Source organism: Mycobacterium sp. (assembly GCF_035499775.1).
In the GTDB taxonomy this organism is placed as follows: Bacteria; Actinomycetota; Actinomycetes; order Mycobacteriales; family Mycobacteriaceae; genus Mycobacterium.
On sequence record NZ_DATJYB010000309.1, the window covers coordinates 1 to 21420 of the forward strand.

Sequence of the window (21420 nt, forward strand, 5' to 3'; positions counted from 1 at the left end):
CGCGGCGACATCGGCGGCATGTCCACAGCCATCGGACCCGACGGCCTGCCCAGCGTCTTCGTCTACGACGGCTACCCGGGCGGGGCGGGATTCGCCGAACGCGGCTTCCACCAAGCCCGCACCTGGCTGAGCGCCACCGCCGCGGCCATCGAGGCGTGCGAATGCCCGAGCGGCTGCCCGTCCTGCGTGCAGTCCCCCAAATGCGGCAACGGCAACGATCCGCTCGACAAGGCCGGCGCCGTGCAGGTGCTGCGACTGGTCCTCGCCGAGCTGGCCGGCGAATCACACTGAGCGCTGTCCGGCGGACGGCGACCGACCCCTCGACGGTCGACCTCCACAGCCGTTCGCCAGGCCGACTATGCGGGCGTAGAGGGAAACTACCTGGCTTCGAGTAATGGATGCAACTTGGCGGCCGGCCGCTGGCGGAAATGCCACAAACAGCTGTTGGGCGAGGACGGGATAGCCGGATCCCGGTAACCGTCGAATCGTTTCGTCGGCGCCAATTGCGTTGTCTCGCTTGAGCTACGTAATCGCAGGGTGGCATGAATGCAGAACTGCGAGCGACGACCGAGGCTCCCCCGGCCTCGCTGCGAGGCATCCGTCGCCGGTAAACTTGGACCATGGCCCACGACTGGCTGCTCGTGGAGACGCTGGGCGACGAACCCGCCGTGGTAGCGCAGGGGCGTCAACCAAAGAACCTCGTCCCGATCACCACTTTCCTGCGCCGCAGTCCCTACCTGTCCGCGGTTCGGACGGCGATCGCCGAGTCATTGCAGACCGGCCAGAGCCTGACCAGCATCACCCCCAAGAGTGACCGCGTCATCCGCACCGAGCCGGTGCTGATGTCCGACGGCCGCATGCACGGTGTGCACGTCTGGACCGGCCCGGCCAAGGCGGAGCCGCCGGAGCGCCCCGTCCCGGGCCCACTGAAGTGGGACCTGACCCTGGGCGTGGCCACCGACACCCCGGAGTCGCTGGCCAATAGCGGCAAGAACCCCGCGGTCGAGGCGACCCATGGCAGAGCGTTCGCGGAAGACCTGCCCGAGCGTGAGCTCAATCCCAACGAGAGCAAGGTTCTCGCGTTGGCGATCAGAGCCGAACCCGGCCAGAGCTTGTGCAGCAGCTGGGACATCACCGATTGGCAGGGGAACGCGATCAGGGTTGGCTTCGTCGCGCGCACCGCGATGGAACCGGGGCCCGACGGCCGCGACCACCTGATCTCGCGCGGCATGAACTGGCGGGGCGAACTCGACGGGGCGCCGGTTCCGGCCAATCGTCTGGCACAACAGATCCTGAACGGACTTGCCCAGCCCGGCGTACACCGGGCCCTGGTCGACCTGAACACCTGGACCCTGCTGAAATGGCTCGACGAGCCCTGCCCCTTCTACGACTGGCGCGCGAGCGAGCCCGAGCGGCCCCGGGTGCATCCCGACGACGAGCATCTAATGACCTCCATGACAACGGAATTCGCCGACGGGGCCAGCGTCCGCGTGCTGCGACTGCCGGGCGAGGGCGGCACTTGGGTGCCGATGCACGTCACCGTCAAGCGGGTGGAGCTGGAACCGGATACCTTCGCCGGGCTGATCTCTTTGCGGCTGCCCAGCGACAAAGAAGTCGCCGATGCCGGGCTGACTCCCGACGTGTGAGCGACAGGGCGCGGCTCAATGCGGATTCACCACTGCGAGGTACGAGGTCATGCTTTAATCGGCCCGTGGGGGAACCCTGGGGACTGGCTGACTACCGAGGCGGCGAGCCGGAGCCATGGCTCGCGACGATCGGCGACATCTCTGTCTCGCAGCATTGGGTGATGACGCCAACGGGTCCGTATCCGATCCGAGGCTCAGTGTGGACGGTCACAGACATGTCGTATTACCAGGAAAGCATTTCCACCGCGGGTGTGATTCTCGCGATTATTTTCGTCTGGTTTTGCTTGCTGGGATTGCTCTTCCTGCTCATGAAGGAACGCAAGCTGGTGGGTTACATCCAGGTCACCGTGCAGGGCAACGGGTTTTATCACTCGACGATGATTCCAGCCTGGGGGCCGCACACGATCATGGGCGTTACGCAGCAGGTGAACTACGCGCGATCACTGGCTGCGATCTGAGGCCGTCGCATTACCCCCGCCCGACGGGCCCGGCCCGCGCGGCGGCCTGCGCCGTGCCGGCAAACGCGACAGCGACCCGGACCGTGACCACCACGTCGAGGCCGTCCACCCGGCATTCGGCGCCGTCGACGCGCATGCCTCGGGCCAGCGCCGTCGCCTGGGCGCACGCCGCGGCGGCGCCCGACGGGAGCCGCGCGGCGGCGGCCAGCGCGGCCAGGTCGGCGGTCGCCTGCGCGCGGTGGCGCGCCACCACGACCGAGCCGAGGTAGGCACCGGCGCCCGTGACGCACAGCAGCACCGCGACCATTGCGACCGCGACCACGGTGGCCGAGCCGCGCTCATCCCGACGGTTCGGCCGCCGAGACCGCTCTGGCTCCAATATCCAATGTAGGCAACAGCTTTGAGTGCGCGATGACCGTGGCCACCAGGTAGTCGCCGTCACGGCGCACCTGAACCTGCGCACCGCCCGGCGCGATGCGCCGGGCCGCGTCCACCCCGGCGCGCTGGTCACCGCGCGCCGCCAGCCGGGCCGCTTCGCGGGCGGCGTCGACACAGCGCACCTGCATCGAGACGGCGGTGACCCCGGCCAGACACAGCACCAGCACCACGACCAGCGAGGCGATCCCCAGCGCCGCCTCAACGGTGCTCGCACCGGCATCGGCAGCTAGACCTTTGTGTTCAGCGCCCGACCGATGATGTTGGTCAGCGCCGACACAATGGAATGCCCGGTGACCACGGAGTAGAGGATCGCCCCGAACGCCGCGGCCGCGATCGTCCCGATGGCGTACTCGACTGTGGACATGCCCGACTCGTCGGTCGCCAGCAGCGTCACACGCGCCACGAACACGCGAAACATGTTGATCACCAATGCATCCTTTCTTCACAGCAACCCCGATTGCAGGAGATGACCGGCCAATCCGGCGACCACCGGGACGAGGCCCAAACACACGAACGCCGGCAAAAAGCACAGCCCAAGCGGTCCGGCGATCAATACCCCGGCGCGCTCGGCGGCCGCGGTCGCCGCATGTGCGGCATCGTGGCGACACTGGTCGGCCAGTTCTGCCACACCGTCGGCCAGCGCCGCGCCCGACGACGCCGAACGCCGAGCCAACCGCAGCAGCGCATCGGTCTGCAGATCGACAGAGCCGGCCGGTAGCTCAGGTGGTGTCGACCACGCCACGGCCGGGTCGGCGCCCAGCGCCAGCAGATCGGCGGCCCGGCGCAACACAAGGGCCAGCTTCGGTGGCGCGGACGGCGCGGTCGCTGCCGCGGCAGCCGACACCGACATGCCCGCCGCCAAGCAGACGGCAAGCACGTCGAGGCTGGACGCGACAGCCAACGGGTCGACACCGCCGCCCGGGCGGTCCCGCCGCCGATACACCCGGAGCGGCATTCGGGCGCGCGCCCGCACCGCCGCCGGGCCGCCGCCGGTCCACAACGCGACCGCAAGCAACACCGCCGCGGTATTCACGACGCCACCCGTTCGGTGATCCGGTCCGCCCACAGCAGTCCCGCGCACGCCAGCGTCGACCCCACCACCAGCAGCCACCCGCCCGCATGCCCGCTCAACAGGAAACTCAGCGGTCGGGCCCCGATCAGTTCACCGAGCAGCACCCCGAGCACCGGCAGGCCCGCCAGAATAGCCGCGGTGGCACGGGCGCCGGCCATCCCCGAAGCCACCCGCGCCGTGAATCGTTGCCGCTCGGCGATGTCGCGTTGCGCGGCGCGCATCAGCGTCGCTATGGCCAACCCGTGGTCGCTGGCCAACTGCCAGCAAACCGCGAGTCGTGCCCAGTGCGTGGGCAGCGCCGACGAGCCGGCCGCGCTGCGCAGACCGCCTGCGACGTCGGCACCCAAATTGGCGCGCGCCGCGACGGCGCGCAACGACGCGGCAACCTGGCCGTCGGTTTCGTCTGCCGCGATGCCGAACGCACGCACTGGATGCGAGCCCACTCGCAGCTCGCCGACAAGCACGTCCAGCGCGGTTTCCAGGGTGTGCCCCTCGTCGGTGGCCCGCATGCGGCGACGGCGCCGACGGTGACGCACGGACGCAGTGGCGCCCAGTAGCGCGGCGGCCAGGACGGTCGTCAACGGCAGCAACGCGGCGCCGACAACCGCGGCGCACCCGGCGGCGATGCGGCCGACCCACCGCGCGCCGGCCGGCCGGGGCCGACGGTCCGCGGCCGGCGGCCCCAGCCGATGCCGCGGTGACGAGGTAAGCACCACCATCGCGAGCGACACGAACAACGCGGCTTGCAACTGGCCGTTCATGCCTGCATCCGGCTTCGCAGCATACGACCCAGATCGACCGCATCCTCGGTCATCCCGCGGTCCACGTGCCACACCGTGACGGCATGGACCCGCCCGTCGGTTTGGCGCAGCACGGCAATCTCGGCGAGCCGGCGCCGGCCGGCCCGGTCCCGCGCGACGTGCAGCAGCACCTGGACCGCCGCGGCGAGCTGGCTGTGCAGCGCGGGCCGGTCGAGACCGCCGAGCGCGCCCAGCGCCTCCAGCCGGGCGGGAACCTCGCCCGGGTTGTTGGCATGCACGGTTCCCGCGCCGCCGTCGTGGCCGGTGTTCAGCGCCGCCAGCAGGTCGACGACCTCGGCGCCCCTGACCTCGCCGACCACGATCCGGTCCGGCCGCATCCGCAGCGCCTGGCGGACGAGCTGGCGCACCGGCACCTCGCCCACACCTTCGACGTTCGCGCAACGCGCGACCAGCTTGACCAGGTGCGGGTGCCGGGGCGCCAGCTCGGCCGCGTCCTCCACGCAGACGATCCGCTCGGTGGGCGCCACCGCGCCCAGCATCGCCGCCAACAGGGTCGTCTTCCCCGCCCCGGTGCCGCCGCACACCAGGAACGCGAGCCGGGCCGCGATGATGTCGGCAACCAGTGCGGCGGCCGGTGGCTCGATCGCTCCTGCCGCGATGAGGGCGGTCAGATCCTGAGTGGCGGGTCGCAGCACCCGCAACGACAGGCAGGTGCCGTCGGCCGACACGGGCGGCAACACCGCGTGCAGGCGCACCGCGAACCGTCCGCCGCCGATTCCGCTCAGCTGCCCGTCCACCCACGGCTGCGCGTCGTCGAGGCGGCGTCCGGCGGCCAACGCCAGCCGCTGCGCTAAGCGCCGCACCGCCGCCTCGTCGGCGAACCGAACCTCGCTGCGCCGCAGACCATTTCCGTCGTCGACCCACACCGCATCGGGTGCGGTTACGAGCACGTCGGTGGTGCCGTCGGCCCGCAGCAACGGTTCGAGGATGCCAGCCCCGGTCAGTTCGGTCTGCAGCACCCGGAGATTGGCGAGGACCTCGGTATCACCCAGCACCCCGCCGGACTCGGCCCGGATCGCGGCGGCGACCACGGTGGCCTTCAAGGGGGATCCCGGCGATGACCCCGGCGGGGCGGATTCCGCCGCCAGCCGTTCCCGCACCCGCTCGATCAGCGACCCGCTCATGCCGCCCTGCCGTTCTGCCCGGACCCCGGGCGCGCCGGCAGCACGGCAAGGACCCGGCGGGCCGCCGCGGCCAGCACGGATCCGCGCCGCAATCGCAGCCCACCGTGTTCAAGCTGCTCGGCGAGCCGCGGCTGGGCTCTCATCGACGCCAGCAGCGGCAGACCTGCGATGTCGGCCACCTCGGCCGCCCGCAATCCGCCCGGCGACGGGCCCCGAACGACCAGCCCGAGGTTGGGATTGATCGTGGCCAGCACCGGCGCGATGGTCGAAGTGGCCGCGCACGATCGCACGTCGCACGGGCTGACCAGGACGACGAGATCGGCCGCGTCCAGCGCGGCCTGGGTGGCGTCGGTGAGCCGACGGGGCACGTCGCAAACGACGGTCACTCCCCCGCGGCGGCCGGCATCGACCACGGCTTCCACCGGCCCGGCATCCACCTCGTGCCCGCGCCTGGTGCCGGAAAGCACGCTGATCCCCCGGTGTCGCGGCAGAGCCTCACGCACGGCGGACCAATTCAGCCGTCCGCCCTGCAACGCCAGGTCCGGCCAGCGCAGACCGGGTGCGGTTTCCCCACCCACCAGCAGGTCGATGCCGCCGCCCCACGGATCGAGGTCCACCAAGAGCGCGTCGGTGGCCGCAAGGGCCAGGGCGACGGCGAACAACGAGGCACCGGCCCCGCCGCGGCCTCCGATCACAGCGACGACGTCGCCGCGCGGCGCGTCGTCGCGTGCTGACTCGGCGGCTTCGGCGAGCACGTGGACCAATTCGGCCTCTTGCTCGGGCAGCCGCAGCACACGCTGGGCACCGACCGTGATGGCCGACTCCCAGGTCGCCGTCGTGGGTTCGGCGCCGGTCAGCACGCTGACGTGGACGCGCCTCGGCAACGCCGCCTGCCGGCAGCGATCAGCCGCAGCCCGATCGAGCACCACGGCCGCGGCGGCCGACCAGGTTCTCCTACTCAGCGGAACCCCGGCGCCGGCATGAACCACCCGAACACCGACGGCAGCGGCCACCCGGTCCAGGCCGTCGCGCAGTTCGGCGTCGTTCAGCACCGCCAACACGCCGGAGGAACCCGCGGGTCCAGTGGTCGGGATGCCAGTCACCCATCCAGCGTCGGGGGCGGCAGGGATGGCACACCAGTCCCAAACGCGGATTTGTGGATAGAGACGGTACTGTGCACAAACACGTCGAGCCAGCGCTGCGACCGCGCGCGACAGCACAATCTCCGCAACGGGCAGGCAGACGGGCTAAGCACCCTATCTATGAGAAATATTTACCCCAGAAAAGGGACGACCCCCGCCAGGGGGGGAGGAGGCGAGGGTCGTCGTGCATCAGCCCCGGGGGGTCGGGCTGATACACCCTCGGCTCAGGGCCGAGTAATGCTTACTATACACATGCTAGTGCGCTCTAATGCAAGTAATCGCTCAATCAAAAAAACACCTTGAGCCGCAAAAACACCGTCAGCCCCGTCCACCTCGCCTGACCCTTGCGGCCATTTTGGGCGCGGAGTCGCGGCCCCGGCGGGCCCGCGACCTATGCTGGATCGGTGACCGCCTTCGACTCGGCCGCGCAGCAGCAAACCTCGGCACACGCAGCGCCGGCAACCGGCCCCAGTGCCCGCACCGCCGCGTTCTTCGACCTGGACAAGACCATCATCGCGAAGTCCAGCACGTTGGCGTTCAGCAAACCATTCTTCGATCAGGGACTGCTCAATCGTCGCGCGGTGCTCAAGACCAGCTACGCGCAGTTCATCTTCCTGCTCTCCGGCGCGGATCATGACCAGATGGACCGGATTCGGGCGCACATGACGGCCATGTGCGCCGGTTGGGACGTCGAGCAGGTCAAGTCGATCGTGAACGAGACGCTGCACGACATCGTGACCCCGCTGGTATTCGCCGAGGCCGCGGACCTGATCGCCGCGCACAAGCTGTGTGGCCGCGACGTCGTCCTGGTCTCGGCTTCGGGAGAGGAAATCGTGGCCCCGATCGCCCGGGCGCTGGGCGCTACCCACGCGATGGCGACCCGGATGGTCGTCGAGGACGGCAAGTACACCGGAGAGATCGCGTTCTACTGCTACGGCGAGGGCAAGGTCCAAGCGATCCGGGAGCTGGCCGCCCGGGAGGGCTACCCGCTGGAGCACTGCTACGCCTACTCCGACTCGATCACCGACCTGCCGATGCTCGAGGTCGTCGGCCACCCCAGTGTGGTCAACCCCGATCGCGCCTTGCGCAGGGAGGCCGTCGAGCGCGGTTGGCCGCTGCTGTCGTTCAACCGGCCGGTGTCGCTGCGCGACCGGATCCCGGCGCCGTCGGGTGCCGCGATTGCGACCACCGCCGCGGTCGGCCTCAGCGCGCTGGCCGCCGGAGCGGTCACCTACGCGCTGCTACGCCGCTTCGCCTTCTAGCCCGGGCACCACCGACAGCAAACTTGCGAACACGCAAATTCGGTGCGCCTTCGCAACATTCGCAGAATTGGGCCTTGCTGTGTTAAGGGTCGAGGAGTACAAAGGAAAACACGGAAGCCTGGTGAGGCCTAGGTCGAGCCGGAAGAGAAGGTTCGATCTCCCGATCCGGGCACCTAGCACGGTTCTCGGCACCCACGCTGAGTCACAGCCGCGATAATGGCAGAAGTGTTGTGGGCCTGCGTAATTGCGAAAAAGTGGAAGGTATCGACGGCCCTTTGGGTGGGGTTGCAACCGGAAGCGTCGCAAGATCGCCGAGGCCATCCCACACAACCCGCACGATGCACGCCTGGTAACCGAGTTCCGTGTTAGCGGGCGGCGACCCGAATACTTCGGATCGCCGCCCGCCTTTACGTTTTCAGGCCACTTTCAGACGGCATCCACCGCGCCGTTCGGCTACCGCTTGGGCAACGATTCGGCAATCGACAGAGCTTCCTGCGCGCCGGCCTGCAGCGCCCGGCAACACAGCACCAGCCACCCGCCCACACCTTTGGGCGTGCCTTCGGCAAAGCCGCGGGCGGCGTCCCGATAGTCCGCGGGTTGACGCATCCACGGAACCTCCGGCACACCCAGTCCGTGCGGGTCCAATCCGGTCGCGATGGTCACCAGCCGCGACACCGCCCGGGCCACCACACCGTCGGCACTGCCGAATGGCTTGAGCGTCAGCAGCTCTCCGTGGGCGACGGCGGCAACCACGGGCGCCGACGCCCGGGTGCGACCGGTCACCAGCTCGGCGAGCAACTCCAGACGCGGGCCGATCTCCGGTTCGGTGCGGGGACGGCCCAGCCGGTCCGCGTCGACCTGGTCGGCGGCGGCCAGCATGTGCAGGCGCGCCAGTGCCTGCAACGGCGCCCGCTGCCACACCCCGACCAATGCGCTCCCGCCGCCTTCGAGCGCCTGGGCCACCCGCAGCGCTCCACCGAACACCGGATCGGCAACCTGCGCGGCTTCGGCGAGGTCTTCCAGTCGCACCGGACCGCCGTCGAGCACCGAGGACGCCCGCGCCGCGCGCAACGCGGCCTCGGCGGCGGTCACCGGCCAGCCGCGCAGGTTGGCGCGGTGTCGGTGGGCCCGACCCAGCGCGTCGCGGGCGCGGTCACTGGCCTCGGCGACGCCGGGGAGCTCCATGAGCGGGGCCAGCGGATCAGCCGTCACAGGTTGAAGACCCTATCGGGTCGCCTGGCGTGGGCCCCATCTACCAGAACCACGCTCGGTTACCCGGGCGGCACGGGCGCGCCGGGTATGGCCCGCAGCAGCTCGCGCGTGTACTCATGGCCGGGCCGGCTGAACAGTTGCTCGGTGGGGGCATGCTCTACCACCCGGCCGGCGCGCATCACCAGGACGTCGTCGGCGATCTGCCGGATCACCGCCAGATCGTGGCTGATGAACAAGTAGGTCAGGCCGAGTTGGGACTGCAGCCCGGCCAGCAGGTCGAGGATCTGCGCCTGCACCAGCACGTCGAGCGCCGACACCGCCTCGTCGCACACCAGCACGTCGGGCCGCAGCGCCAGTGCCCGGGCGATCGCTACCCGTTGCCGCTGACCACCCGAGAGTTCACGCGGCAGCCGGCCCAACACCGACGACGGCAGCGCCACCTGGTCGACCAGCTCGCGCACCGCCTGTTCGCGCTGCCTGCGGTCACCCACCCGGTGGATCCGCAACGGTTCCTCGACCGCCCGATACACCGTGTACCTGGGATCGAGGCTGCTGTACGGGTTCTGGAACACCGGCTGGATACGCCGGCGGAAGGCCAGCGCGGCGTCCCGGTCCAGCTTCTCCGCGATCTGGGTGTCCCCGAAAACCACACTGCCCGACGTGGGTCGCAGCAGACCGAGCACCATCCGGGCCAGCGTCGACTTCCCCGACCCCGACTCGCCGACGATCGCCAGGGTGCTCGCACGCGGTAGCCGAAATGACACCGAGTCCACGGCACGAAACTCCGTGCGCCGCCAGGGCGCGCCGTGCGTCTCCCGGTAGACCTTGGTCAGCTCCGAGGCGACGAGGATGTCGTCGGTCCCGGCCCGAGGCGTCGCCCGGCGCGGGGTCCGGACCGTCAGCGAGGGTGCCGCCGCCACCAGCCGTCGGGTGTACTCGTGTTGGGGGTTGCGCAGGATCTCCTGCGCCGCACCGGATTCCACCGCCGCACCGCGATGGACGACGACCACAGACTCGGCGCGTTCGGCGGCCAGCGCCAGATCGTGGGTGATCAGCAGCAGCGCGGTGCCCAGCTCGTCGGTGAGATGCTGCAGATGGTCGAGCACCTGGCGCTGCACGGTGACATCCAGCGCGGACGTCGGCTCGTCGGCGATCAGCAGCCGCGGCCGGCCCGCCAACCCGATCGCGATCAGCGCGCGCTGACACATGCCGCCGGACAGCTGATGCGGGTAGCGCCCCGCTTGCTTCACCGGATCCGGCATGCCGGCCTGAGCGAGCAACTCGACGGCCCGGCGCCGAGCCTCGCGTCCATCGGTGTTGGCCCGCAACGCTTCCCGGATCTGGAAGCCGACCTTCCAGACCGGGTTGAGGTTGGTCATCGGATCCTGGGGTACGTAGCCGATCTCCCGACCCCTGATGGATCGCAGTAGTCGATGATCGGCCTTCGTGATGTCACGGCCGTCGAAAACGATGCGGCCGCCGGTAATTCGTCCACCGGGTGCCAGCAGCCCGAGGATCGCGGCGGCCGCGGTGGATTTGCCCGATCCCGATTCGCCGACGACCGCCACGGTCTGACCCCGAAGGACCGTCAGATCCATGCTGCACACCGCGGCCTCGTGGGTGCCGAACCGCACCTCGAGGCCCTCGACCGACAGCAACGGCGCGGTCATGCCCGCCACGCCCGCGATGCCGGATCCAGCGCGTCACGCAGGACGTCGCCCATCATCATGAAGGCCAGCACGGTAAGCGCCAGTGCGCCTGCGGGATAGAACAGGATGGGCGAGCCGGCTCGCAGCCGCATCTGCCCGATGTTGATGTCGCCGCCCCAGGACACCACGGAGGTCGGCAGGCCCACCCCGAGGTAGGACAAGGTCGCCTCGGTGACGATGAAGGCCCCGAGGGCTATGGTGGCCACCGCGATCACCGGGCCGATCGCGTTGGGCAGCGCGTGTCGGAGCAGGATCTGAAACCTGCTCAATCCCAACGCTTTAGCCGCCAGCACGTAATCGCTGGCCCGCACCTCGAGCACCGCGCCGCGGGCGATCCTGGCCACCTGCGGCCAGCCGAACAGAGCCAGTATGGCGATCACCGTCCAGACCGTGCGGTGGTGCATGACCTGCATCAGCACGATGGCGGCCAACAGCAGTGGCAATCCGAAGAACACGTCGGTGACCCGAGATACGACGGCGTCGACCCAGCCGCCGTAGAAGCCGGCCAGCGCACCCAGTGCACCGCCGACCACGAACACCAATACGGTGGCCCCCAAGCCGACGGTGACCGAGGCCCGGGCACCGTAGACCGTGCGCGCGTAGATGTCGTGGCCCTGTAGGTCGGTGCCGAACCAGTGTGCCGCCGACGGGGACAGCAGGCTCTGGCTGGGGTCGGCGTAGGTCGGGTCGGCTCCGGTGAACAGCGCCGGAAACGCCGCGACGGCAAGGATGAACAGGATCAGTGCGGCGGCGACGATGAACTGCGGGCGCCGGCGCAGATTGCGCCAGGTGTCGCGCCAGAAGCTGTGCCGGGTCCGTTCAGCCATAACGGATCCTCGGGTCCAGGACCGCGTACAGCAGGTCCACCAGCAAATTGGTGATCAGATAGATCAGCACCAGCACCGTCACTATCGACACCACAGTCGGCGCCTCCTGTCTGGTGACGGCCTGATACAGCACCCCGCCGACGCCGTGGATGTTGAAGATGCCCTCGGTCACGATCGCTCCGCCCATCAGCGCGCCCAGATCGGCGCCCAGGAAGGTCACCACGGGGATCAGCGAGTTGCGCAGAATGTGCACCGTGACCACCCGGGGCCGCGACAGACCCTTGGCGGTGGCGGTGCGGACGTAGTCGGCGTACGCGTTGGCGGCCACCGCTGATCGGGTCAACCGCACCACGTAGGCGAATGACACGGAGCCCAAGACGATCCCGGGCAGCAAAAGCCGCCCGAACGTGGCCCTTTCGCCGACGGTGACCGGCGCGATGCCGAGCCGGACGCCGAACAGGAATTGCGCCAGGAACCCCAGCACGAAGATGGGGATCGCGATGATGACGAGGCCGGTGATCAGCACCGTCGCGTCGAAGATGCCGCCCTGGCGCAGGCCGGCGATCACGCCGAAGCCGATCCCCAGCACGGCTTCCACCGCCAGCGCGATCAGCGCCAGCCTGATCGTGACCGGAAACGCATGTGCCAGAACGGCACTGACCGGCAGCCCGGAGTAGGCGCGACCCAGGTCGCCGTGCAGGACGCCGCCCAGATAGCGCAGGTACTGCAGCAGGAACGGCTCGTCAAGGTGGTAGCGGGCGCGCAGCGCTGCGGCCACGGCCGGGGTCAGCGGCCGGTCTCCGGCCATCGCCGCCAGCGGATCACCGGGCAGCAGGAAGACCATGCCGTAGATCAGCAGCGTGGCGCCGAGGAAGACCGGCACCATGACGGCGATGCGGCGCAATATGTACCAAACCATCTCAGGCCTTGACGATGTTCTCGTAGTCGGGCATCCCGTTCCAGGTGACCTTCACATTGCTGACGTGCGTCGACCACCCGATCACCGTGATGTAGTACCACAGCGGCACCGAGGGCATGTCGTGCAACAGGATTCGTTGTGCGACGTTGACCAGCACGTCTGCCTGCTGCAGGGTGGGCGCGGCCTCGGCGGTGGCCAGGGCGGCGTCGAACTCCCGGTTGGAGTATCCGATGTCGTTGGATCCCGCACCGGTGACGTACAACGGGTAGAGGAACTCGATCATCGACGGATAGTCGCCGATCCAGCCGGCCCGGAACGCGGTGTCGATGGTGCGGTTGGTGATCTGGGTGCGGAATCCGGCGAAGGTGGGGTGCGGCGCGCCGACGGCATCGATGCCCAGCACGTTCTTGATGCTGTTGGCGACCGCGTCCACCCATTCCTGGTGGGCGCTGTCGGCGTTGTAGGCGATGGCGTACCGCCCGCTCCACGGCGAGATCGCGTTGGCTTGCGCCCAGAGTTGCCGGGCCCGTTCGGGATTGAAGTCCAAGGCGTCGTTGCCCGGGATGTTGGGGTCGAACCCGGGCAACGATCGGGCGGTGAAATCGCGGGCCGGGCTGCGGGTCCCGTTGAAGATCTGCTGACAGATCTGCGCACGGTTGATGGCCGCCGACAACGCCAACCGGCGCAGTCGGCCCTCCTCGCCGCCGAAATGGGGTAGCCGCAACGGCGTGTCCAGCGATTGGCTGACCGCCACGGGCCCGCTGGCAGAGTTACCGCCCAGGTCGCGCTTGTAGATCGTCAGCGCGCTCGACGGAATCGTGTCCAGCACATCGAGATTGCCGGACAGCAGGTCGGCATACGCAGTGTCCAGATTGCCGTAAAACTCGAACCTGAGGCCTTTGTTGTGGGGTTTCCGGTTGCCGTGGTAGTCGGGGTTGGGCTTCAGGTCGACCTTGACGTTGTGCTCCCAGGCCTGGCCCCCGGGGCCCTGAGAACCATTGTCGAGCTGGTAGGGGCCATCGCCGACCGGGCTCTGGCCGAACGCCGCCATGTCCCGAAATGCCTTGTCCGGCAACGGATAGAACGCGCTATGTCCCAGCCGCAGGATGAAGTCGACGGTCGGCGCCTTCAGGTGCACGGTGAATTCCAGATCGTTGACCACCCGCAGCCCGGACATGGTGGTCGGCTTTCCGTCCCCCGGCGGGCCGGCAACCTCGTCGAATCCGTCGATCGGGCTGAAAAAGTCCTGCTGCAGTTGGGCATTGGTGCTCAGCGCCCCGTAGTTCCACGAGTCGACGAACGAGTGGGCGGTCACCGGCGACCCGTCGGTGAACTTCCAGCCCGGTTTGAGAGTGATGCGGTAGTTGACGTTGTCGGTGGTCTCGATCGCCTGGGCCACCTCCGGCGAAGGATGGCCGGCGGCGTCGTAGGACATCAGGCCGGCGAACAGTCGGTCGAGGATGCGTCCGCCGTTGCTGTCGTTGGTGCCGGTCGGGATCAACGGGTTGGGCGGTTCCGCGGCGTTGACCACCACCACGTCGGGGCTCAGCACGCCGCCCCCGCACCCGGGCAGCGCGGCGGCCATCAGCACCGCCGCGACGACGGCACCCAGCGTGGCCCTCAGACGCATGACAGCGACCCTAGAGCGTGCCGCCCGGCGATGGCGCAGGCACCACCGCCGAGGAACCGATCAGCGTCGACGAACGCGCATCGGGACCCGCCCCGACGGCAGCATGGTCAGGCTCGTGGCGATGGGGAGCTCGGCACGCAACGCTGTGAAATCTATGTCACGCACCAGCGTTGCCAGCGCCAGCGTCGCCTCGAGCATGGCGAAGTGATCGCCCATGCACCGGTGGGATCCCCCACCGAAGGGCAGGTACCGCCACCGGTCGATGCCACTGGCCAACTGCGGAGCGAACCGCTCGGGGTCGAAGCGCAGCGGGTCGTGCCACAGTGCCGGGTCGCGATGCATCGCGTAGGCCGCCACCAACGCCACCGTGCCCGCCTCGACGCGGTAGCCGTCGACCTCGATGTCGGTGCACACCAGGCGTGGCAGCACGGGTCCGGGAGGGTAGAGCCGCAGCGCCTCGTGCAGCACCTGCACGGTGTACCCCAGGCTGGACACGTCGTCACCGGTCAAGCTCCGACCGACACTGCGGGCCTCCTCAGCGACACGGGTCTGCGCTTGCGGGTTTCTGGCCAACAGCCACAGCGCACTAGTCAGCAACATCGTCAGCGTGTCGTGGCCGCCGAACAGGAACATCGTCAGTTCGTCGCAAATATCGTTGTCGGACAATCCTTCTCCGGTGTCGGGATCGCGAGCCGCGATCAGCGCCCGCACGATCGGAGCGTCATGGTCGGGATCGGCCCGACACGTCGCCAGGACTTCTGCGGCATACCGGTGCAGCACCGCACTGCCGCGGTGCGCACGCCGTTGCGCGGGCGTCGGCAGCCAGGCGGGGAGCCGCGCCGGGGCCATGGACCGGAGCACGGCCCACAGGAATGCGGCGTGCATGGCGGCTCCCACCGCCTGACCCTCGGCGCCGAGGTCGCGACCCAGCAACGACAGGCTCAACGCGCGCATCGTCATGCTGCGGGTGTCGGCGGCGAGGTCAACCTCGGTGCAGATCCGCCATTTCCGCGAAAGCTCCTCTGTCGCATCGACGATGTGCGTGCTGAATTGGGTGACGTTGTGTTTGGCGAAGATCGGCTGCATCGCGCGCCGGCGCGGTACCCAGTGCTCGTGGTCGAGGTTCAGCAGGTTCGCCCCCACCACGTACCGCAGCTCTTTCATCGACGGCAGGGATGCCCGATCGGTGGCGCCGTCGCGGCGGGCCAGCACGTCATGCGCCCCCTGCGGCGACGATACGTAGACCAGCGTCGGCGTCAACCGTTTTGGGCCGAGGTGCACCCTGGTCACCGGGCCCCCGGCCGCGCACAGCCGTTGCACGCCGGCGGCACCGTCCCGTGCATTGGCCAGCCGCTCGCGCAACGGCAGTGGGTTAGCCGGAGCCAACGCCAGCGCCGCGATCGCGCTCGCATCCGCAATGGCAGTCATCGGTTCTCCTTCTCGTGGCGATCCCCGTCTTAGTCTGCTGCCGTGGCATGGCCGGCGCTGGAGTATCCAACTACCCCAATTGACGCGCTGGGAGTCATTCAACGCGTTACCGGTGCTCCGAATGACCCTCCCGAATGAACCCGAATGAGGTAGCGGACTACCCCTTCGGTTCGGCGGCAGTTACGGGAGCGTGGCCGCCATGGATAGCGACGACAACACTTTCGACCAGCTACCCGAGGTGTACGCGGCGGCTCTTCGGTTGCGTAATGAGCATTGCACCGATGGCGAAATCGCCCAGCGGCTTGGCGTAGAGCGCGAGGGGGTTCCGACCCTGCTGTTGCTTGCGCAGGCGAAGTTGGCCGGGATTAGGAGGAGCTGTTGACCCCCGATCGCGCGCGGAACTAGGCTCCAAGACCTGTCCCGGTTCGACAGGGCTGTGGGAGGACACGGTGGGCTCGGTCTTCAGGTCCTGGCCGCTGACCGGCCGCGCCGAAGAGTTGCAATTGATCGCCGAATGTTGCAGTGCACCAAGCGTATACGCGGGCGTCGTAATAGTGGGGCCGGCTGGAACCGGGAAGAGCCGGCTGGCCCGCGAGGCGATGGAACTGGCCGCCCAGACGGGTGCGACCGTCCGGTTCGCGTCCGGCACCTCCAGCGGCAGGTCGATTCCACTGGGCGCCTTCGCCGAATGGGCCGATCCCCACCAGGGCAGCGTTTTGCAGGCAGTCAGCGCGGCAGTCGATTCGCTCACCTCGACCACACGGCGCAAACGCGTCATCGTCGTCGTCGACGACGCCCATCTGTTGGACGAGCTCTCCGCTTTCTTGCTGCACCAGTTGGTGATTCGACGACTGGCAACCGTGGTCGCGACCATCCGCTCCGGCGAGCAGGCACCCGATCCGGTCACCACGGTGTGGAAGGACGGGCACCTGCGGTTGTTGCAGCTTCAGCCCTTGTCCCGGGGCGAGTCCGATCTGCTGTTGGCAGGGGCGCTGGGCGGCGAGCTCGACCCCGACTGTGCGCGGCGGCTGTGGGAGGTCACCCGGGGCAATGTGCTGCAGCTGCGCCATCTGGTGGACCAGGAGGTCGCCACACGGCGGCTCGCGGCGCATGCCGGCGTATGGACCTGGACGGATGCGTTCGAAGTGTCGTCGAGCCTGACGGACCTGATCGAAGCTCAGGTCGGTGTGGTGCCGCAGGACGTGCTCGACGTCATCGACATGGTGGCCGTCGCCGAACCGGTGGATCTGGGTCTGCTGTCGGCGTTGGCCGACAACAAGGCGATCGAGACTGCGGAGCGACGGGGTCTGATCGGTATCACCCCCGACCGCCATCGCGCGGTGGTCCATATCGGCCACCCGCTCTACGGCGAGGTGCGACGGGATCGCGCGGGCCCGGTGCGGTTGAGGCGGTTACGTGGACGCATCGTCACGGCCATGGTCGCCATTCCCGACCTCGACGACACGAGCGTGCTGCGGGCCGCGACGATGTCTCTGGATGCCGATCTGTCGCCGCTTCCGCAGTTGCTGGCCCGGGCCGCCCAGATCGCTTTTTCCCGCCTGGATCTGGGGCTGTCCGAGCGCCTGGCCGGCGCGTGCGCTGATGCGGGCGGCCCCACCGCGGCGGCCTTGCTGCGGGCTCAGTCTTTGGGGCTACTCAACCGCGCCGCGGAGTCGCAGCTGGTGCTGGACGCCCTGGAACCCCGACTGCTCAGCGACCACGAGCTGGCGCATGCGACCGCGCTGAGGATCAGCAACCTATGGAGCCCGCTGGAGCGGCCGGAGGAGGCGGCGGCTATTGTCGACGAGGCGATGTCCCGGCCGAATCCCGTTCTCGCGAACGCCGGCCGGGCGATGCGAGTTTTGCACCTTGCCGCGCAGGCCCGGCCCGCGGAAGCCCTCGCCCTGGCTGTTCAGGTGGACGAGACGGACCTCGGCGATTTCGTCGCGGCGGAACTGGCCTGGGGAAAGACCATCGCCGCGGGAGATCTTGGCCGGATTGCCGACATCAGATCGGCGGCCCGGACCGGGTACGACATCGCCGCGGCGTCTATCGAAGCCGCGTACCTGGGCGTTGGGCTGGCCGAATTCCACGTCAAGGCTTTGCTGCTGGCCGGATTGACCTCCGAGGCCCTCGCTGTTGCCCGCGAGGTGGCCGAGCAGTGCGCGGACGCGCCCGGCGCCATCGGGGCGATCGGTGCTGGTATCGCCGCGATCGCGTGGCTCGGCAGTGGCCGGCTCGACCTCGCCCGCGAGCAGCTCAACGCTGCCGCACGTGTGCTCTCGCTGGGTGTCACATCAGCGTCGTTGCGCGGGAGATTCGCCGTTCATCAGGCGGAGACCCTGGCCAAGCTCGGCGAGACCGACGCCGCCACCGAACACACCCACGGCCCTTACGGCGCAAGGCATTCCACACACCTGGCGCTGGAGCCGGATCGGATGCTGGCTCAGGCCTGGGTGTCGGCCAACCGCGGGGCGCGCAGCGAGGCCGTCCGCATCGCCCATCGCGCAGCTGACTATGCACGCGCCCAGGGACAGCTGACACGGGAAGTGTTCAGTCTGCAGACCGCAACGCACTTTGGCGACGCGACGACGGCGGCCCGGCTCGAAGACCTTTCCCGGTTGGTGGACGCACCGCGGGTGAGCGTGGCAGTCGCGTTCGCGGACGCACTTGCCGCCGCTGATGGCGACCGCTTGCGTTCAGCGTCAGAGCGATTCGAGGCGATGGGTGACTTGTTTGCCGCGGCCGACGTGGCGGCGCATGCCGCGGTGGCGTACCGCCGACGCGATTTGCGTGGCTCTGCCTTGACCGCCGCGGGTCGGGCACAGCGGCTGGCGACCGTGTGTGGCAGTGCGGTGAGCCCGGCAATTCGTGAGGCACGCCAACCGCTTCCGCTGACCGCTCGGGAGCGGGAAATCGTCGCGCTGGTTGCTCAGGGCTGGTCCAACCGTCGGATCGCCGAGGAACTGGGCATGTCCATCCGGACCATCGAAGGGCATCTCTATCGCGCATCGCAGCGCTCCGGCGCTGCCGGCCGGGACCAGCTCGCCGCGCTGCTCGGTGAATTCGATGGGGACCGCTAGCCCTTGTCAGCTCGGGGTGATCGGGTGCACCTGCAGATGGCAAGCGTCGATGGTGGCCGGCACGGTCATCACAAAGATGGTGTCAGGAGGATTGACCAGCAGATCGGTGTAACTGGGACACTGGTCGCCGCTGCCTGCTACGACCGGGTCGGTGATGCCCTCCACGACGGCCTGAGCCTGTTGTGTCAGCGACAGGGTGACGGTGGGCGGCGCATCGACGCCCCCCGGCAGGCCACCCAGGTTCCCGCGCAGCGTGGGCTCGGCGTGAATGAGCGGCCCTCCTGCGCCCGAGTCGACACTGGGGTAGCCGACGAGCGTGCACGGCCACGCGCCGCCGGCCAAGGTGAAGATCAGGGTTGCCGAACGGTGGCCCAGCGCGCCGTCGGCCTGGGACACGTTGACGGCGATCTGGTCCGCCCGGCACGGTGTCGGCTCGTCGCCGGTGTCGAACGGTTCGGCCCATGCCGGCGACCCCAGCATGGTGGCGGCTGCCCAACTCGCGGCCACGGCGAGGTGATGGGGTTTCCACACAGCGGTGATTATCCGGCACGTGTCCCCGCGGTGACCACAGAATGAACGGCGACGCCTCCGGACTGCTCCTCCTGCACAGGCGCATTACCGCGGCGTTAGGCTCGCAGACGGTTGACGAGCCAAGACCCAGGAGAAGTCAGTGACCGCCACGAATACCGAAAGCCCGTCGTCTTATCCGCCGCCCGCACACTTCGTCGAGCAGGCCAACGCCGGCGAGGAGATGTATCGCGAGGCCGAGGAAGATCGGCTGGCGTTCTGGGCCAAGCAAGCCGACCGGTTGTCGTGGGCGACGCCGTACACCGAGGTGCTGGACTGGTCGGACGCTCCGTTCGCCAAGTGGTTCGTCGGCGGCCGGCTCAATGTCGCCTACAACTGCGTGGACCGCCACGTCGAGGCCGGGCTCGGCGATCGGGTCGCCATCCACTGGGAGGGCGAGCCGGATGGCGACCGTCGCTCCCTGACCTATTCGGATTTGCAGACCGAGGTGAGCAAGGCGGCCAACGCGTTGACCGGCCTCGGGCTGGTCGCCGGCGACCGCGTCGCCATCTACCTGCCGTTGATCCCCGAGGCCGTCGTCGCCATGCTGGCCTGCGCACGGCTGGGCATCATGCACAGCGTCGTCTTCGCCGGCTTCACCGCGCACGCGCTGCGGACCCGCATCGCCGACGCCCAGGCCAAGTTGCTGATCACCGCCGACGGCCAGTTCCGGCGCGGCAAACCGGCACCCCTCAAGGAGGCGGCCGACGAGGCTGTGGCGGATGCGGATAGCCCCATCGAGCATGTTCTGGTCGTGCGACGCACCGGAATTGACGTGGCCTGGAACGACGACCGCGACCTGTGGTGGCACGACGTCGTCGACTCGGCATCACCCGAACACACCCCGGAAGCGTTCGACGCCGAGCAGCCGCTGTTCCTGCTGTACACGTCGGGAACCACCGGCACGCCCAAGGGCATCATGCACACCAGCGGCGGCTATCTCACCCAGGCCTCCTACACGGTGCACGCCATCTTCGACGTCAAGCCGGAGAGTGACGTGTTCTGGTGCACGGCCGATATCGGCTGGGTCACCGGGCACACCTACGGCGTATACGGCCCGTTGTCCAACGGCGTCACCGAGGTGCTCTACGAGGGCACGCCCAATTCGCCCGACGAGCACCGGCACTTTCAGATCATCGAAAGATACGGCGTCACAATCTATTACACCGCCCCGACGCTGATCCGTACGTTCATGAAGTGGGGCCGGCAGATCCCCGATGCGCACGACCTGTCCAGCCTGCGGCTGCTGGGGTCGGTCGGCGAGCCGATCAACCCCGAGGCCTGGCGCTGGTACCGCGAGGTGTTCGGCGCCAACAAGGTCCCGGTGGTGGACACCTGGTGGCAGACCGAGACCGGCTCCGCGATGATCTCTCCACTGCCGGGAGTCGCCGCGGCCAAGCCCGGTTCGGCGATGACACCGCTGCCCGGGATCTCCGCCAAGATCGTCGACGACCACGGCGATCCGCTGCCGCCCGACGTCGACGGCGAAGAGCACGTCACCGGCTACCTAGTCCTGGACAAGCCGTGGCCCTCGATGCTGCGCGGCATCTGGGGTAACCCCGAGCGGTACCGGGAAGCCTACTGGTCGAAATTCGCCGAGCAGGGCTACTACTTCGCCGGTGACGGGGCCCGCTTCGATCCCGACGGGGCCATCTGGGTGCTGGGTCGCATCGACGACGTGATGAACGTGTCCGGGCACCGGATCTCCACCGCGGAGGTGGAGTCGGCGCTCGTCGGTCACGAGGCGGTCGCCGAGGCGGCGGTGGTCGGCGTGACCGACGAGATCACTGGTCAGGCCATCTGCGCGTTCGTCGTCGTGTGCGCCAGCTACGAGCCGCACGACGGAACCCACGACGAGCTGCGCGGCGAGGTGGCCCGGGAGATCTCGCCGATCGCCAAGCCACGCGAGGTCCATATCGTGCCCGAACTGCCCAAAACCCGCAGCGGCAAGATCATGCGCAGGCTGCTGCGCGACATCGCCGAAAACCGCGAGCTGGGCGATACGTCGACGCTGCTGGATCCCGGCGTGTTCGACGCGATCCAGGCTGCCAGGTAGCTGGGCACACTGGCCTCCGCTCGCCG

Annotated in this window: 20 protein-coding genes and 1 pseudogene; 7 read left to right on the forward strand and 14 right to left on the reverse strand. The window is 68.8% G+C overall.

Going from position 1 to position 21420, the window contains the following annotated elements; translation table 11 throughout:
• From VML93_RS19565 to VML93_RS19575, 3 genes are all read left to right on the forward strand, one after another.
• Nucleotides 1-291, forward strand: a 291-nt coding sequence (locus tag VML93_RS19565) for a Zn-binding domain-containing protein (protein ID WP_325613211.1), incomplete at its 5' end; no start/stop codon positions are given.
• A gap of 329 nt (nt 292-620) precedes the next feature.
• Entirely contained in the window at nt 621-1646 is a 1026-nt protein-coding gene (locus VML93_RS19570; protein ID WP_325613213.1) for a PAS domain-containing protein, read from the forward strand.
• A 65-nt stretch (nt 1647-1711) separates the two neighbouring features.
• Nucleotides 1712-2104, forward strand: a complete 393-nt coding sequence (locus tag VML93_RS19575) for a hypothetical protein (protein WP_325613214.1) — start codon at nt 1712-1714, stop codon at nt 2102-2104.
• Between the two features lie 10 nt (nt 2105-2114).
• On the opposite strand, the gene VML93_RS19580 is transcribed toward VML93_RS19575, so the two are convergent.
• The 7 genes and pseudogenes from VML93_RS19580 to ssd form a co-directional block, all read right to left on the reverse strand.
• Nucleotides 2115-2426: an Rv3654c family TadE-like protein gene (locus VML93_RS19580; protein ID WP_325613215.1), complete on the reverse strand. Its 312-nt coding sequence runs from the start codon at nt 2424-2426 to the stop codon at nt 2115-2117.
• Nucleotides 2387-2733: pseudogene (locus VML93_RS19585) on the reverse strand (TadE family type IV pilus minor pilin); the annotation flags it as partial. The gene VML93_RS19580 and the pseudogene VML93_RS19585, both read right to left, overlap by 40 nt.
• A gap of 35 nt (nt 2734-2768) precedes the next feature.
• Nucleotides 2769-2960, reverse strand: a complete 192-nt coding sequence (locus VML93_RS19590) for a DUF4244 domain-containing protein (RefSeq protein ID WP_325613240.1) — start codon at nt 2958-2960, stop codon at nt 2769-2771.
• A 24-nt stretch (nt 2961-2984) separates the two neighbouring features.
• On the reverse strand, nt 2985-3575 hold the full coding sequence (locus VML93_RS19595; RefSeq protein ID WP_325613217.1) for a type II secretion system F family protein: 591 nt from the start codon (nt 3573-3575) through the stop codon (nt 2985-2987).
• The gene (locus VML93_RS19600; protein ID WP_325613219.1) at nt 3572-4375 is read right to left on the reverse strand and encodes a type II secretion system F family protein; all 804 of its coding nucleotides are present in this window, start codon (nt 4373-4375) and stop codon (nt 3572-3574) included. The genes VML93_RS19595 and VML93_RS19600 overlap by 4 nt, the downstream gene beginning before the upstream one ends.
• Nucleotides 4372-5559, reverse strand: coding sequence for a TadA family conjugal transfer-associated ATPase (locus VML93_RS19605; RefSeq protein ID WP_325613221.1), 1188 nt, complete (start codon nt 5557-5559; stop codon nt 4372-4374). Before VML93_RS19605 ends, VML93_RS19600 begins: the two co-directional genes overlap by 4 nt.
• Nucleotides 5556-6611 carry a septum site-determining protein Ssd gene (gene ssd / locus VML93_RS19610; RefSeq protein WP_325613242.1) on the reverse strand — a complete coding sequence of 352 codons (1056 nt, stop codon included), beginning with the start codon at nt 6609-6611 and terminating at the stop codon, nt 5556-5558. The genes VML93_RS19605 and ssd overlap by 4 nt, the downstream gene beginning before the upstream one ends.
• A gap of 494 nt (nt 6612-7105) precedes the next feature.
• On the opposite strand from ssd, the gene VML93_RS19615 reads away from it, so the two are divergent.
• Nucleotides 7106-7963, forward strand: coding sequence for an HAD-IB family hydrolase (locus VML93_RS19615; RefSeq protein WP_325613222.1), 858 nt, complete (start codon nt 7106-7108; stop codon nt 7961-7963).
• A 453-nt stretch (nt 7964-8416) separates the two neighbouring features.
• Here VML93_RS19615 and VML93_RS19620 read toward each other — a convergent pair whose 3' ends face one another.
• From VML93_RS19620 to VML93_RS19645, 6 genes are read right to left on the reverse strand one after another with little or no spacing between them, the layout of a single operon-like run.
• Nucleotides 8417-9175: an oxidoreductase gene (locus VML93_RS19620; protein WP_325613224.1), complete on the reverse strand. Its 759-nt coding sequence runs from the start codon at nt 9173-9175 to the stop codon at nt 8417-8419.
• Between the two features lie 59 nt (nt 9176-9234).
• A complete protein-coding gene (locus tag VML93_RS19625) occupies nt 9235-10845 on the reverse strand; it encodes a dipeptide ABC transporter ATP-binding protein (protein WP_414686398.1) in 1611 nt (536 codons plus the stop codon).
• Nucleotides 10842-11711, reverse strand: a complete 870-nt coding sequence (locus tag VML93_RS19630) for an ABC transporter permease (RefSeq protein ID WP_325613228.1) — start codon at nt 11709-11711, stop codon at nt 10842-10844. Before VML93_RS19630 ends, VML93_RS19625 begins: the two co-directional genes overlap by 4 nt.
• The gene (locus VML93_RS19635; RefSeq protein WP_325613230.1) at nt 11704-12630 is read right to left on the reverse strand and encodes an ABC transporter permease; all 927 of its coding nucleotides are present in this window, start codon (nt 12628-12630) and stop codon (nt 11704-11706) included. The genes VML93_RS19630 and VML93_RS19635 overlap by 8 nt, the downstream gene beginning before the upstream one ends.
• Nucleotide 12631: 1 nt before the next feature.
• On the reverse strand, nt 12632-14260 hold the full coding sequence (locus tag VML93_RS19640; RefSeq protein WP_325613231.1) for an ABC transporter substrate-binding protein: 1629 nt from the start codon (nt 14258-14260) through the stop codon (nt 12632-12634).
• A 60-nt stretch (nt 14261-14320) separates the two neighbouring features.
• Nucleotides 14321-15688, reverse strand: a complete 1368-nt coding sequence (locus tag VML93_RS19645; RefSeq protein ID WP_325613233.1) for a cytochrome P450 — start codon at nt 15686-15688, stop codon at nt 14321-14323.
• 199 nt (nt 15689-15887) lie between these two features.
• Between VML93_RS19645 and VML93_RS19650 the strand changes: the two genes are divergently transcribed.
• Together VML93_RS19650 and VML93_RS19655 are read left to right on the forward strand one after the other, a co-directional pair.
• Nucleotides 15888-16070 carry a hypothetical protein gene (locus VML93_RS19650; RefSeq protein WP_325613234.1) on the forward strand — a complete coding sequence of 61 codons (183 nt, stop codon included), beginning with the start codon at nt 15888-15890 and terminating at the stop codon, nt 16068-16070.
• A 67-nt stretch (nt 16071-16137) separates the two neighbouring features.
• On the forward strand, nt 16138-18771 hold the full coding sequence (locus VML93_RS19655; RefSeq protein ID WP_325613236.1) for a LuxR C-terminal-related transcriptional regulator: 2634 nt from the start codon (nt 16138-16140) through the stop codon (nt 18769-18771).
• 6 nt (nt 18772-18777) lie between these two features.
• Here VML93_RS19655 and VML93_RS19660 read toward each other — a convergent pair whose 3' ends face one another.
• Entirely contained in the window at nt 18778-19251 is a 474-nt protein-coding gene (locus tag VML93_RS19660; RefSeq protein WP_325613243.1) for a DUF4232 domain-containing protein, read from the reverse strand.
• A gap of 190 nt (nt 19252-19441) precedes the next feature.
• Here VML93_RS19660 and acs point away from each other — a divergent pair, with 190 nt between their 5' ends.
• Entirely contained in the window at nt 19442-21394 is a 1953-nt protein-coding gene (acs, locus tag VML93_RS19665; protein WP_325613238.1) for an acetate--CoA ligase, read from the forward strand.
• Nucleotides 21395-21420: the final 26 nt, after the last annotated feature.

Coding starts and splice junctions, on each gene's coding strand:
- VML93_RS19570 (WP_325613213.1), top strand. CDS start 621: ATGGCCCACGACTGGCTGCTCGTGGAGACGCTGGGCGACGAACCCGCC.
- VML93_RS19590 (WP_325613240.1), bottom strand. CDS start 2,960: ATGTTTCGCGTGTTCGTGGCGCGTGTGACGCTGCTGGCGACCGACGAG.
- VML93_RS19600 (WP_325613219.1), bottom strand. CDS start 4,375: ATGAACGGCCAGTTGCAAGCCGCGTTGTTCGTGTCGCTCGCGATGGTG.
- VML93_RS19605 (WP_325613221.1), bottom strand. CDS start 5,559: ATGAGCGGGTCGCTGATCGAGCGGGTGCGGGAACGGCTGGCGGCGGAA.
- VML93_RS19625 (WP_414686398.1), bottom strand. CDS start 10,845: ATGACCGCGCCGTTGCTGTCGGTCGAGGGCCTCGAGGTGCGGTTCGGC.
- VML93_RS19630 (WP_325613228.1), bottom strand. CDS start 11,711: ATGGCTGAACGGACCCGGCACAGCTTCTGGCGCGACACCTGGCGCAAT.
- VML93_RS19635 (WP_325613230.1), bottom strand. CDS start 12,630: ATGGTTTGGTACATATTGCGCCGCATCGCCGTCATGGTGCCGGTCTTC.
- VML93_RS19640 (WP_325613231.1), bottom strand. CDS start 14,260: ATGCGTCTGAGGGCCACGCTGGGTGCCGTCGTCGCGGCGGTGCTGATG.
- VML93_RS19645 (WP_325613233.1), bottom strand. CDS start 15,688: ATGACTGCCATTGCGGATGCGAGCGCGATCGCGGCGCTGGCGTTGGCT.
- VML93_RS19650 (WP_325613234.1), top strand. CDS start 15,888: ATGGATAGCGACGACAACACTTTCGACCAGCTACCCGAGGTGTACGCG.
- VML93_RS19660 (WP_325613243.1), bottom strand. CDS start 19,251: ATGCTGGGGTCGCCGGCATGGGCCGAACCGTTCGACACCGGCGACGAG.